This window comes from Halobellus sp. Atlit-38R (genome assembly GCF_003665925.1).
In the GTDB taxonomy this organism is placed as follows: domain Archaea; phylum Halobacteriota; class Halobacteria; order Halobacteriales; family Haloferacaceae; genus Haloquadratum; species Haloquadratum inordinatus.
Genome location: NZ_QXIJ01000003.1, coordinates 1 through 13221 on the forward strand (window position 1 = coordinate 1; position 13221 = coordinate 13221).

12 protein-coding genes are annotated in these 13221 nt (G+C 68.3%); 5 read left to right on the forward strand and 7 right to left on the reverse strand.

All coding sequences use genetic code 11. From position 1 onward, the window contains the following. Positions 1-126 precede the first annotated feature (126 nt). From coaBC to D3D02_RS04640, 3 genes are all read right to left on the reverse strand, one after another. Complete coding sequence (gene coaBC / locus D3D02_RS04630) at positions 127-1311, reverse strand: bifunctional phosphopantothenoylcysteine decarboxylase/phosphopantothenate--cysteine ligase CoaBC (RefSeq protein WP_121568831.1); 1185 nt, start codon at positions 1309-1311, stop codon at positions 127-129. Positions 1312-1384: 73 nt separating this feature from the next. Beyond that, positions 1385-2266, reverse strand: a complete 882-nt coding sequence (locus D3D02_RS04635) for an FAD-dependent oxidoreductase (protein WP_121568832.1) — start codon at positions 2264-2266, stop codon at positions 1385-1387. Between the two features lie 66 nt (positions 2267-2332). Further along, complete coding sequence (locus D3D02_RS04640; RefSeq protein WP_121568833.1) at positions 2333-3214, reverse strand: hypothetical protein; 882 nt, start codon at positions 3212-3214, stop codon at positions 2333-2335. Between the two features lie 143 nt (positions 3215-3357). Between D3D02_RS04640 and D3D02_RS04645 the strand changes: the two genes are divergently transcribed. The 3 genes from D3D02_RS04645 to D3D02_RS04655 all read left to right on the forward strand — a co-directional run bounded on the left by D3D02_RS04645 (position 3358) and on the right by D3D02_RS04655 (position 7045). Beyond that, positions 3358-3906 (forward strand): type II toxin-antitoxin system RatA family toxin, encoded by a 549-nt coding sequence (locus tag D3D02_RS04645; protein ID WP_121568834.1) that lies wholly within the window; start codon positions 3358-3360, stop codon positions 3904-3906. 123 nt (positions 3907-4029) lie between these two features. Further along, positions 4030-5367, forward strand: a complete 1338-nt coding sequence (gene trkA, locus D3D02_RS04650; RefSeq protein ID WP_121568835.1) for a Trk system potassium transporter TrkA — start codon at positions 4030-4032, stop codon at positions 5365-5367. 76 nt (positions 5368-5443) lie between these two features. Continuing rightward, the gene (locus D3D02_RS04655) at positions 5444-7045 is read left to right on the forward strand and encodes a TrkH family potassium uptake protein (protein WP_121568836.1); all 1602 of its coding nucleotides are present in this window, start codon (positions 5444-5446) and stop codon (positions 7043-7045) included. A 33-nt stretch (positions 7046-7078) separates the two neighbouring features. Here D3D02_RS04655 and gatA read toward each other — a convergent pair whose 3' ends face one another. Beyond that, a complete protein-coding gene (gene gatA / locus D3D02_RS04660) occupies positions 7079-8383 on the reverse strand; it encodes an Asp-tRNA(Asn)/Glu-tRNA(Gln) amidotransferase subunit GatA (RefSeq protein ID WP_121568837.1) in 1305 nt (434 codons plus the stop codon). After that, on the reverse strand, positions 8383-8661 hold the full coding sequence (gene gatC, locus D3D02_RS04665) for an Asp-tRNA(Asn)/Glu-tRNA(Gln) amidotransferase subunit GatC (RefSeq protein ID WP_121568838.1): 279 nt from the start codon (positions 8659-8661) through the stop codon (positions 8383-8385). Before gatC ends, gatA begins: the two co-directional genes overlap by 1 nt. A gap of 166 nt (positions 8662-8827) precedes the next feature. On the opposite strand from gatC, the gene D3D02_RS04670 reads away from it, so the two are divergent. Further along, positions 8828-10768, forward strand: coding sequence for a globin-coupled sensor protein (locus D3D02_RS04670; RefSeq protein WP_121568839.1), 1941 nt, complete (start codon positions 8828-8830; stop codon positions 10766-10768). Positions 10769-10843: 75 nt separating this feature from the next. After that, positions 10844-11323 (forward strand): NUDIX hydrolase, encoded by a 480-nt coding sequence (locus tag D3D02_RS04675; protein WP_121568840.1) that lies wholly within the window; start codon positions 10844-10846, stop codon positions 11321-11323. Positions 11324-11351: 28 nt separating this feature from the next. Here D3D02_RS04675 and D3D02_RS04680 read toward each other — a convergent pair whose 3' ends face one another. Together D3D02_RS04680 and D3D02_RS04685 are read right to left on the reverse strand one after the other, a co-directional pair. Beyond that, positions 11352-12533 (reverse strand): asparagine synthase C-terminal domain-containing protein, encoded by a 1182-nt coding sequence (locus D3D02_RS04680; protein ID WP_121568841.1) that lies wholly within the window; start codon positions 12531-12533, stop codon positions 11352-11354. Next, positions 12534-13217 carry a PHP domain-containing protein gene (locus D3D02_RS04685; protein WP_121568842.1) on the reverse strand — a complete coding sequence of 228 codons (684 nt, stop codon included), beginning with the start codon at positions 13215-13217 and terminating at the stop codon, positions 12534-12536. It lies immediately after the preceding gene. Positions 13218-13221 lie beyond the last annotated feature (4 nt).

The window sequence follows — 13221 nt, forward strand, 5'->3', positions numbered from 1 at the left end:
CCGCTGTGTCGGTTTCTTTCCCTCGACCTCCGCCAAGACCTGGCGGAGGTCGTCGGTAGACACGTTGTCGAGGGAAGCCATATCGAAGCAACGTACTCCTGTTTGAAAAATATTCAGCCGTCAGTATCAGGCCTCGACGGTCGCGGCGATCCGGTCCGCGATCGCACCGCCGAGCGCCGTCTTCGATCCCGAGAACTCGTCGACTGCGTCGGCGTCGACGAACAACGTCCGGGTCTCGTCGTCGCCCATCACGGACGCGTCGTTGGCGACGACGAACGCGAGGTCCGTCCGTTCGAGGATGTCGCGAGCGGCCGCGACCATCTTCTCGTCGTCGCCGGAGGTCTCGGCTTTGAAGCCGACGATCGGGAGATCCGGATACGCCTCGCGCACCCCATCGAGGAGTTTCGGCGTCGGTTCGAGTTCGAGCGTGCGGTGGTCGCCCGAACGGAGTTTCTCGGCGGCGGCTTCGACCGTGTAATCGGAGATGGCGGCCGCGGACACGACGACGTCCGCGGCGGAGGCGTCGCCGTCGGCATCGGTTCCACCGACCGCGGCGAGGACCGCATCCCGCATCTCGGCGGCGGATTCGACGGTCACGGTGTCCGCGTAGTGGACGTCGCCGGCGTCGTGGACGAGCGTAACGTCGGCCCCGCGGACGTAGCAGGCGCGGGCGACGGCGCGGCCGGTCTTGCCCGACGCGCGGTTCGTGAGAATCCTGACGGGGTCGATCGCTTCTGCGGTCGCGCCCGAGGTGACGACCACGTGGCGGCCCGCGAGCGTCTGTTCGGTCGTCGCGCGCGCGGTGGCGGTGACGATGGCGTCCTCGGTCGCGATCTTCGCTTTCCCTTCCTCGATCCGTGGATCGACGAAGTCGACGCCCCAGGACTCGACGCGGTCGATGGCGTCCAGCACGCCCGGGTGGTCGTACATCGGTTCGTGCATCGCGGGCGCGATCACGACCGGCAGGTCCGCGCCGAGCGCGGTCGTCGCGCAGGTCGTCACCGGCGTGTCGTCGATCGCACTCGCGATCTTGCCGACCGTGTTCGCCGTCGCGGGCGCGAGCAAGAGCACGTCGGCCCAGCCGTCGCGACCGCAGAGTTCGACGTGTTCGACGCGCCCGGTGAGTTCGGTCACCACGTCGTTGCCCGTCGCGAATTCGAGCGCCCACGGGTGGATGATTCCCTGTGCGCTCTCGGTCATCACCCCGCGGACGTTCGCCCCCTGGCGTCGCAGCTCGTGGGCGAGTTCGACCACCTTCACGGCGGCGATGCTCCCCGAGACGCCGAGCGCGACGTTGACGCCGTCTAACATCGCCCGGGGGTTCGACGGCGGCGGGGTAAAACTCCCCGGTCTGGCGCCCGCCGCGCGAGCGGGCGCAGAACGCCTACTCGTCGAGTGAGTCGAGGTCGTCTTGGAGGCGGCCTAATTCGTCGTCGACGAGACTCGGATGCGTCCGCTGGGGCTCCGGGTGCGCCTCGGAGAACGCCTCGCGCATTCGTTCGCGGGACGCCGAATCGCGGCGTTCGCGTTCGGCGGCGTCGATCTCCTCACAGCCCGGCGGGACCTCGCGGCCGCGGTCGGTGAAGTAGCCCTCGGGCGTCACCCAGTCGTTGTAGTACGGCGTCTCGGAGTCGTGGACGACCGTCAGACCGACCTCGGCGCCGTGGCCCGCGGCGACGACTGCCTGGTGATACTTCTCGGTCAGTCGGCCCGCAGCGTAGACGCCCTCGACGTTCGTCCGCCCGAGGTCGTCCACCTCGACGTACGTCTTCGATCCCGCATCGCGCGTCTCGACGCCGAGGCTGTCGAGGTAGGAGACGTCGGACCACGACGCGGCGACGACGGTATCAGCTCCGATCGTTCGCTCCTCGGGCGTTGCGTCGTCGCCAGCCGCCACTGCGACTTCGAGGCCGTCGCCGCGCCGCTCGACGTCGCGGACGCGCCCCGTCTGTCGTCGGACGCCGTTCTCGTCGGCCTGCTCGCGCAGGAGGTCGAGGAACTGACGTGAGTTGATGCCGGCCGGGAACCCAGGCACGTTCTCCAGGTGTGCGTTCCGGGCCAGGATGCTCTCGTCGGCGTCGACGACGAGGGTGTCGAGTCCCGCGCGGGCGGTGAACGTCGCGGCCGTTAACCCGGCGACGCCCCCGCCGACGACGAGGACGTCTGCGGCGTTCGAATCACCGCCATCGGGGATCGAATCGGAGAAGTCAGTACCGGCATCACTGTCGCTCGGCGCAGTACTGGCGTCTGTGGGGTGTTCGGACATACCTGCCGAGAGGTTGGCACAGCCGATGAGTCTCACGGTTGGGGCGGGCGACGAAAGCGTTGATCGTCAGTACTCCGAGTCGGTGTCGTACAGTCGCTGGTCATCGGTCGCATCGATCGAGACGAGGCCGTCCGGCACCGCCCCCGGTTCGATCCGGAGTCGCCAGCGGCGGTCACCGAGCGGGGTCGCCGCAGCGAAGCGGAACGGCGTCTCCGGCAGCCGCTGGGCGAGCGCGATCGAGATCGGGAGCGTCGGGAGACGCCCGGTCCGCTCGGCGAGGGCGTACTCGCCGAGCGTCACCTCCCAGCCGTCGCCCCGTGCGGGCGAGACGGACTGCGAGCCGACGAATCCGACGTGTTCGAGGTGTTCGACGGCCGCACGGACTCCCTCGTCCGGCCGCATCGCTGTCGGGGCGCGTGGGCCCCGAAGCGAGTCGGCCGCGGCGTCGACGACGGGCAGGTGTTCGGTCCGAGTGGTCCGGTGGGCGAGTTCGCTCGTCATACTCCACAGCATCGTGAGACAGAAGTCGTCGCGGTCGCTGACGACCTCCGCGAGCGTGAGGTACGTCTCCATCGCCGCGGATTCGACCTCGCGGAGGCCCGCGTCGGTGAACGCCTCGAAGATCGCGCCGGCGACGTCGTGGCAGAACGAGAGATAGCGCAGTCGTCTGTCGTCGTCGCCCGCGGCCGCGAGCCCCGCCGGCCCGTCCTCGATGTCGTGGACCAGTGGCTCGTAGAAGGGGACCTGTGGGTCGTACTGACGAAGCGTCGCGCGGTACTCTGCGGCGGCCTCGGCCGCCTCCGCCGCCGTGTCTCTGTCGTCGAAACGCAGCCCCGAGACGGGATGTGGCTCACAGCCCGTCCGCCCGCAGACGACGGCGTAGGGGCCGTCCCGCGCCGCGAGGCAGTCGACGTGCCGGCTGATGTCCCGGAGGGTCGAACCGACCATCGTCTCGAATATGACTTCTCCGAGACAAGTACGTTGTGGTCGGCACCCGAGATCGGGTACGATAGCGTCTCACAGGGCGATATCGGGTGTCGGCACACGGTGCTGCCCACAACGCTTTCTGTGCCGCCGCCCAACGAGTCCGCGTGGACGAACTCGTCGTCAGTACCGTCGTGTACCTCCCACCCGAGGAGACCTACGAATTTCTCGTCGATTTCCCTCGCTATGCGGACTACTCGAAACACCTCCGGAACGTCGCCAGACGACGCGGCGACGGCGGCGCAGGGACGCGCTATGCGATGCGCTTCGCGTGGTGGAAGCTCACCTACACCGTCGAATCGGAGGTGACGGAGGTCGACCCTCCAGAACGCATCGAGTGGCGGATCGTGAAGAATCTCGACGCCAGCGGCCGCTGGCGGATCGAAGCGCTCGACGAGCTGCCGGAAGACGCCCCCGACGACGCCGAAGCCGCCTCGCGCGTCTCGTTCGAGGTGGCGTACGATCCGTCCTCGGCGAACGAGGGCGGGATCGACCTCCCGCGATTCGTCTCGCTGGGCTGGGTCGTCGAGAAGATCAAGCCCGCGATCACGAGCGAGGCCGAACGTCTGGTCGAGCGCGTCGTCGCCGACCTCGAAGGGTCGGCGCGACCGGTCGAGTTGACTGTCGAGCGGCGGTCGAAGTCGGAAGCCGGCTGAGCCGCGCTGCCAGCGAGAGCGGTGTCCGGCAGGGGCGGGACGCACTCGCAGAGACAGAGCGATGCCGAAAGAGCGATACGCCTTCGCCAGGCACATCCGAAAGATGAATCCGGGTGGTCGTCAGTGCGCGTAGTCATCGTCGGGGCGGGACAGGTCGGATCGAGCATCGCGGCCGACCTCGCAGACACCCACGAGGTGATCGTCGTCGACTGCGACAGCGAGCGGACCGAAGAGCTGAACTACTCGTTCGACGTGCTCGGCGTGACCGGCGACGGCACGTCGGTGGCGACGCTCGAAGAGGCCGGTATCGAGGAGACCGATATGGTGATCGCCTCGACGGACGACGACGAGACGAACATCGTCGTCTGCTCGACCGTGAAAGCCATCTCGGACGCCTTCACGATCGCGCGGGTGAAAAACACCGAGTACCTCCGGACCTGGGAGCGCTCTTCGCGAGCGTTCGGCGTCGACTTCATGGTCTGTACGAACCTCCTGGCCGCGGAGTCGATCGTCCGGATGATCGGCTTGCCGGCCGCACGCGACGTCGATCCCTTCGCCGGCGGCCAGGTACAGATGGCCGAGTTCGAGGTCGACGCCGACAGCCCGGTGGCGAATCAGACCGTCGCGGAGGCGGACCGTTTCGACTCGCTGACGTTCGTGGCCATACTCAGAAACGGCTGCGTGGAGATCGCTCGCGGCGAGACGGTCATCGACGCCGACGACCGCGTCATCGTCATCGGCTCGCCAGAGAGCGTCCAGCAGTTCGCCCGCTCGGTCGAACCCGACGAATCGCCCGGCACCGCCGAGGAGGTCGTCATCGTCGGCGGCTCGGAGATCGGCTATCACGTCGCACGCCTGCTCGAAGACCGCGGATTCAAGCCACGACTCGTCGAGCAGGACGGCGAGCGCGCGCGCAGCCTCGCCGAGCGACTCCCGAATACGGTCGTGATGGAGTCCGACGCGACCGACATCGAGTTCCTCGAACGCGAGCACGTCGGCGACGCGGACGTGATCGTCTCGGCACTCGACTCCGACGAGAAGAACCTCCTCGTGTCCCTGCTGGCGGCGCGGATGGGCGTCGAACGGACCATCGCCATCATCGACACCAGCGAGTACGTCGATCTCTTCGAGACCGTCGGCGTCGACGTCGGCGTGAGCCCGCGGAGCGTCGTCGCAGAGGAAATTTCGCGGTTCACCCGCGAGGGAGACGCCGAGAACGTCGCGCTCATCGAGTCCGACAAGGCCGAAGTACTCGAAATCGAAGTCGACGACGAGAGCATCCTCGCCGGGCGCCCGATCCAGGAGTCCGCCCGAGAGCTCCCGAACGGGGTGGTGATCGGCGCGATCACGCGCGAGCGGGAGTTCATCGCGCCCCGGGGCGACACCGTCCCGCAGGTCGGGGATCACGTCGTCGTCTTCGCGGACATCGACGTCGTCGACGACGTGGCGCCACTGTTATGAGCGCGCGAGCAGCCGACTCGGTCACCGGACCGAAACATCTTCCACCCGTCAGCGAGAGCCAGCGGCCACAGCCCCGATGACTCTACGAGTCGACGCCCGCGCCAGTTTCAGCCTCGTCGGATCCGTGCTGAAGTACCTCGCGGTCCCGCTCTGTTTCCCGCTCGTCGTCGCCCTCTACTACGGGGAGCCGGTCGCGCCCTTCCTCGCGACGATCCTCGTCACTGTCACCGTCGGCGTCGGGCTCGAACGACTCGACCCCGACCCCGACCTCCGGACGCGCGAGGGCTTTCTGATGGTCGCGGCGACGTGGCTCGCCGTCGCCCTCGTCGGGACGATTCCGTACCTGATCGAAGCGCACGGCCTCCCGCCGCTGGTCGCTCCCGTTCACCCCGAATCGACGCTCGCGCACCCGGCGAACGCGCTCTTCGAGGCGATGAGCGGCTTCACCACGACCGGGGCGACCGTCCTCGGCGACATCTCCTTCGAGTCGCACACGCGGTCGATTATGCTGTGGCGACAGCTCACCCAGTGGCTCGGCGGGATGGGGATCGTCGTCCTCGCGGTCGCGATCCTCCCGGAGCTCTCGGTCGGGGGCGCACAGTTGATGGACGCCGAAGCGCCCGGCCCCGGAATCGAGAAGCTCACGCCGCGCATCGCCGAGACCGCGCGTGCGCTGTGGGGCGCCTACCTCGGAATTACCGTCCTGCAGGCGATCTTGCTCTACTCGCTGTCGGTCACGGGTGTCGACCCCGCGATGACGCTGTACAACGCCGTCGCGCACGCGCTGACGACGATGCCGACCGGCGGGTTCTCCCCCGAAGCGCGGAGCATCGAGGCGTTCAGCGCGGCCGCACAGTGGATCATCATCCCGTTTATGGTCGCCGCCGGGACGAACTTCGCGCTGTTCTGGCACGTGCTCACCGGCGACCCGCGACAGCTCGTTCGCGACTCCGAATTTAAGTTCTACATCGGGGTGCTCGCGGTTCTCACAGCCATCATCGGCGGTATCCTCTTCACTGGCGGGTTCGCACAGGTCGCCCCCGAGGGCGGGACGTTCGACGCCGCGTACCTCGACACCGTCAGCGGGCAGATCACCGGTCAGATAGAGCCCGCGATCCGCCACGCCGCGTTCCAGGCCGCGGCGATCGTCACGACGACCGGATACGCCAGTATGGACTTCAACGCGTGGGGACCGGCCGCACAGGGCGTGTTGCTCTTCGCGATGTTCGTCGGCGGCTCGGCCGGCTCGACCGGCGGGGCAGTGAAGATCGTCCGGTGGTACGTGATTCTCAAATCGCTGCGCCGAGAGCTGTTCACGACGGCTCATCCCGAAGCGGTGCGGCCGATCCGACTCGGCGGCAACCCGATCGACGAACGGGCGCTCCGCGGCATCTATATGTTCACGCTCCTGTATCTCGCGCTGTTCGTCGCCGCCGCGGTGATCCTCTTCGTCGACGCCCTTCGGGTCGGCTTGAACGTCACCGTCTTAGAGATGATCGCGACCGCCGCGACCGCGATCGGGAACGTCGGCCCGGCGTTCGGATCGTTCGGCCCGATGGGCGGCTACCTCTCGCTGTCGGACCCGAGCAAACTGTTCGTCGTCTTCCTGATGTGGATCGGCCGCCTGGAGATCTTCCCGGTGCTGGTGCTACTCACGCCGGAGTACTGGCAGCGCTGAGGGGCGGAAGCGCCGAGAGAACAGAACGGTCGCTTATTCTTCGACGGCCGACGCGGCGCGGACGATCGACTCCTCGCCGAACTTCGGTCCGATCAGTTGCAGGCCGATCGGGAGGCCGTCGGCCTCGCCCGCGGGCACGGAGATGGCGGGGAGGTTCGCGAGGTTGACCGGGACGGTGTTCGCGTCCATCAGATACAGTTGAAGCGGGTCGTCCAGGCTCTCGCCGAGTTCGGGGGGCAGCACGGGCATCGTCGGCGTCGCCAGCACGTCCGCCTGATCGAGCGCGTCGTCGAAGTCGCGTTTGACCCACGCACGGGCGTCCTGGGCTTTCTTGTAGTACTTGTCGTGGTAGCCCGCCGAGAGCGCGTAGGTGCCGAGCAGGATGCGTCGCTTGACCTCCTCGCCGAATCCCTCCTCGCGGGCGCGGGCGAAGGCGTCGTTCCAGTTGCCCTCGTAGCCGCCGGACTGGCCGTATCTGACGCCGTCGAAGCGCGCGAGGTTCGAGGACGCCTCCGACATCGCGATGACGTAGTACGCCTGCACCGCGTGTTCGAGGGAGTCAAGCGAGACCTCGACGGTCTCTGCACCCTGCGCGCGGAGGTCTTCGAGGGCCGCCTCGAACACCTCGACGACGCGGTCGTCAGCGCCCGCGAGGAGGTCGGTGATGACGCCGATCGTCATTCCGTCTACGTCGCCGTCGGCGGCCCCGGCGTAGTTCGAGTCAGCCGCGGGGTGTGAAGCGTCCTCGCCGTCCTCGTCGAGGTCGAACCGGGTCGTCGAGTCCTTCGGATCAGGGCCGGAGATGACGTCTAAGAGCGCGGCGGTCTCCTCGACGCTGGTGCCGATCGGCCCGATCTGTTCGAGGGAGTTCGCGTAGGCGACGAGGCCGTAGCGCGAGACGAGGCCGTAGGTGGGCTTGATGCCGACGACGCCGCAGAACGCGGCGGGGTTGCGGACGGAGCCGCCCGTATCGGAGCCGAGCGCGAGGTCCGCGTCGCCGGCCGCGACGGCGGCTGCCGAGCCGCCGGACGAGCCGCCGGGGACGTGCTCCTCGTCGACGGGGTTCTTCACCGCGCCGTAGGCCGACGTCTCGGTTGTGCCGCCCATCCCGAACTCGTCCATGTTCGCCTTGCCGACGATGGTCGCGCCCGCGTCTTTCAGGCGCTCGACGACGGTCGCGTCGTAGGGCGGGACGTACGATTCCAGCATCGCCGAGCCGCACGTCGTGCGGACGCCTTCGGTGCTGATGTTGTCCTTGACGGCGACGGTCGCGTCCGCGAGCGGGCCGTCGTCGGCCCCCTCGATCGTCTCCTCGGTGATGAACGCGTTCTGACTCATTAGGACACCCGCGGGCCTTTGAAGAAGCCGTCTTCGGTCTCTGCAGCGTTCTGCAGTGCCTCCTCCTGATCGAGGCTCGCTTCGACCTCGTCGGGTCGCATCACGTTCACGAGGTCGGCTTCGCTCTCGACTTCGGGCACCTCGTCGAGGGCCTCGAAGTACTCGAGGATCTCCGCGAACTGCGTCGTGAACGCGTCGACTTCGTCGTCGTCGAGATCGACACGCGCAAGCTCTGCGACGTGTTCGACCTCCTCGGCGTCGACGGGCGTCTCGCTCATATCCGTGAGGAACCGTGGCCTGGGAGTAAGGGTTTCGGTGCGCTCTGGCGCATCGCTGGGAGCCGGACCCCCCGCGGCCAACAGACCTTTGAACGGCCGCCAGCCCGGTTATCACGCGTGATTTCCGGGGTAATACCATTATTAGGTGCCGGGCGCTGGGAGGCGTATGGATTCACTTGTCGACGGCCCGTCGATCGGCACCACTACGTCTGCGGAGCAGGTCGCGGCGGAGATCGGACTGACGCCGGACGAAGTGGCCTGGCGGAAGGGGTTCGTCGGCTTCTCCGAGGCGGACGAACGCCGCGTCTCGGAGTTGGAAGGCGCCGTCGAAGCGAATATGGATCGACTCGTGGACTCGTTCGTCGATCCGATCTACGCCCACAATCGGACGACGGAGATCATCGAGCGCTCGCCGCGGTCTGACGCGGACATCCGGGCGATCGTCGAAGGCTATCTCCGGATGGTCACCGGCGGCCAGTACGACACCCAGTACTTCACCCACCGAACCCGGATCGGACAGCTCCACAACCGACTGGATATGCCGCTGCACTACTTCGGTGGGATGTTCGGGAATCTGCTGACAGCGTTTTTCGAGACGATTCAAGAGGCGACAGTCGACGCGGCGACCGAACACGCCGCCGAGAACGCCGACGCAGTCGGCGACGCGATCGAAGACGGCTTCCGCGACGCGATGGCGGCGACGCGGATCCTCAACCTCGATATGCAGGTGGTCAACGACACGTACCTGCACTCGTACTCCGCGGATATGCGCGCGGAGATCGAGCGCTCGCGCGAACTCCGGGATCGGGTCGGAGAATCGGTCGGGACGCTCCGCGACGAGGCGAACGGCGCGGCAGAGAGCGCCGACCGCATCGACGCCCTCGCCGCGGAGCAATCCGAGCACAGCGAGGACATCGCCGGCAAGGTATCGACGCTGTCGGCGACGATCGAAGAGATCGCTTCGACAGCCGACCAGGTCTCCTCGCGGAGTGAGCAGGCGGAATCGCTCGCGACGGACGGGCTCGACGCCGCGGCAGAGGCGGAGTCCGAGATGCAGGCGCTCGACGAGGAGCGCGAAGAGATCACAGACGAGGTCGACGAACTGGTCGACGCTGTCGACGAGATCGACGAGATCGTCGAAGTGATCAACGACATCGCCGATCAGACGAACCTGCTCGCGCTGAACGCCTCGATCGAGGCCGCACGGGCGGGCGACGCCGGGTCGGGCTTCGCAGTCGTCGCTGACGAGGTCAAATCGCTCGCCAACGAGTCGAAAGAGCAGGCCGAGCGCGTCGAGGAGATGATCGACACCGTCACCGCCCGGATCGACCGCACCGCCAGCGGTCTCGACGAGGTGGGCGACAGCATCGACGAGGCGCTCGGGAGCGTCGACGACTCTGTCGACACGCTCGATGGGATCGTCGACGCGGTCACAGAGACCTCCGACGGCATCGACGAGGTCGCACGCGCCGCCGACGAACAGGCCGAGGCGAGTTCCGAGATCGCCCGCGTCGTCGACGAGGCCGCAGAGCACGCCTCCGAAGTCGCTGCAGAGGTCGACGTCATCACGGAGAACATCCGCTCGCAGTCGGAGACGGCCGACGAGGTCGACGCCGCCCTCTCGAAACTCCAGACCGGCACGATGGACACCGACGTGGGCACGGGCACCGCACGGTCGGTGACCGACGGCGGAACGCAGGTCAGATCGGCGAGCGCGCGGCCGAGCGAGCCGAACGGCTCGGCCTCGACCGGAATGGGCTCAGCCAGATCGGTCTCGAACCCCGTCACACGAGCGCGCAACGCCGCGAACGCTGCCCGAACGAATCGCCAGCACTCCACCGGAGACACGGCCGGAGGGCCGTCCACGTCGGAATCGGCCTGTCGGAGCGAGACGGCCGAGGTAGGCGAAGCGTCCGCCGACGGCGACGGCGGAACCGCTCCCGAGGGGGCCGATCCGATCGCGCAACTGGACGACGAGGAACTCGCCGCGGCGCTCCCCGACGGAATCCCCGGCTTCGTCAAAGCGAGGCTCTCGCGGGAGAAACTGGAGGCTATCGCACGGAAGAGCGGCGTCGGGCGCGGCGACGCCCCGACAGGCGACCAATAAGCGGCACACCCGAGCGGCGAACCGCATCGCCTACGGGATAGTAAGAGACTCCCGTGGGCCCGCGAACGGAGCAGTATGGAGACGACGCGTCATTTCACTGCGACGGTCTACATCGTCGAGCGCGGAGCGGTCGCGCTGCATCGGCACGGACGACTCGGCATCCGGATCCCGCCCGGCGGCCACGTCGACCGCGACGAACTCCCGCACGAGGCCGGACTGCGCGAGGTCCGCGAGGAGACGGGCCTCGACGCCGAGTTGCTCGACGGGACCGACGCCGTCGACGCGCCCGCGGGCCGCAAACTCCCGCGGCCGCGCCACCAGATGCTCTACGACATCAACGTCCACGACGACGGGACCATCGGCCACCAGCATATCGACCACGTCTACTTCGCGCGTGTGAAATCCCGCGAGATCGACCCGAACGGCGACGACGAGGCCGATGCGGCGGTCTGGGACTGGTACGACGAACAGGACCTCCGCGAAAGCGACATCGACCCCGACACGGTGCAGTTCTCCCTGGAAGCGATCGAGGCCGCCGAGCGCGCCGGAGAATAACGGTCCGCCGACGCGGGTAGCGACCCGACTACGAGTCGGTCTCGGGCGGCGTGACGGGGCCGTCGCTCACGAGCGCCCGGACGTACCGCTCGACGTGATCGTCCATCCGGCGCTTGTAGCCCGCACGGCGGGCCAGCCGGTCGAGTTCGCGGGAGACGTACGTCCCGTACTGGACGGCCTTCTTGTCCGCCGTCCGGACCGAATCGGGGACGACGCCGCGCGCCACCTCCCGAAGCGCGACCTTCCGCCGGTCGCCGTCGACGAGGAGGTGGCCGGGGAGGTCGAGCGCGGCCGCGACGACGTCGTCGTGGAGCAACGGCGCGACGGGTTCGATCCCGGCGGCGCGGATCGCGAGGACGTCGCGCTCGGCCTGATCGGGGAGCGTCCCGAGGAGTTCGTGCCGCGCGCCCCGGACGGTGTCGGCCGCGACGCGCGGGTCCTCGGGGGCCTTTTCGACCTTCGCGTAGCCGCCGAACAGTTCGTCTGCCCCCTGGCCGAGTGCGAGACGATCGAAGCCGTCGGCGGCCGCGCGCTCGGCGACGAGAAAGAGCGGGAGCGCGATCGAGAGGTCCATCGGGTTCGTGCGGCCGAGCACGTCGACGAGGGCCGGGACGGCCTCGCGGAGGTCGTCGTGTGTGAGTTCAACGACGCGGAGATCCCGGTCCATCTCGGCCGCCGCCGCGCGCGCGGCAGCGACGTCGTGGCAGCCCTCGAAGCCGGCGACGTAGCAGGGCGCGTCGGGAACGCCCGTAGCGACGACGGCGGAGTCGACGCCGCCGGAGAACGCGACGGCGACGTCGCCCGCGGAGTCGTCGCCACCGAGTGCCCGCGTTCGAGCGAGCACGGCGTCGCGGACCGCAGCCAGCGCCGCGTCGTCGTCCTCCATCGGATCGGGGTCCGGAAGCGTCCAGCGGCGGTCGGAGGCCTCGGGGTCTGGTCGTTCCCCGACCGGAGCGACCGTTCCGGCAGGCACCGAAACCGGTGCTGGAAGTTCGCGCGGGTCGAACGCCCACGCCGAGGCGTCGTCGGCGTCGACGAAAAGCGGGCGGCGTCCGAGGACGTCACGGACGAGATTGCCGTCGGTCTCGCCCGCGAAGCCGCCCGTTCCTGGGAGCGGTTCCCGCGTCTCGGTCGCGTCACGAACCACGTCGGAAGCGGCACCGTCGAGCGAGGCGTCCGCGCCGGTCGTCGCCGACTCTTCGGCCGACATCTACACCAGATCCGAGACGGTCCGCTTGATTCGGCGCTTGATGCCGCCGCCGAACTGTCTGAACGAGATGCGCCAGGGCGTCCGGCGGCCGACGACGCTCGTCTCACCGGCGACGATCGCGTCGAGGATTCCCTCGACCGAGCGGTCGTCGGTCCCGACCTGCGTGACGGCCTGGCCGACCATCTCGCTGATGTGGGCGTCGCTGCCGGCGGTCATCGGCAGTCCGCGAGCGGTCGCGAAGCGCTTTGCCTTGCGGTTGGCCCAGCCGGTGAACAGCCGGGAGTTGTACACCTCGATGGCGTCGGCGTCGGCGAGTTGGTCCCGGCTGATGTGGGCTGCGACGCCGTGCCGTGAGGATTGAAACGGGTGCGGAACGACGGCGACGCCGCCCTGTTCGTGGATGCGGTCGAGCGTCTCGTCGTAGGAGAGCCCCGCCGGTACGAGTTCGTCGATGCCGAACGCGAGGATGTGGCCCGCAGCCGACGTCACCTCCATCGCCGGGATTCCGACGAGACCGTACTCCGGCGCCAGCGCCGCGGCTTCCAGGCTCGCGTCGATCTCGTCGTGATCCGTCACTGCGAGCGCGTCGAGACCGACGGCCTCCGCCTGCGCTAAGAGCAGTTCGACCGGGTCGCGGCCGTCGTACGACAGCGACGAGTGCGCGTGCAGCTCGACCGATAGCACGGGT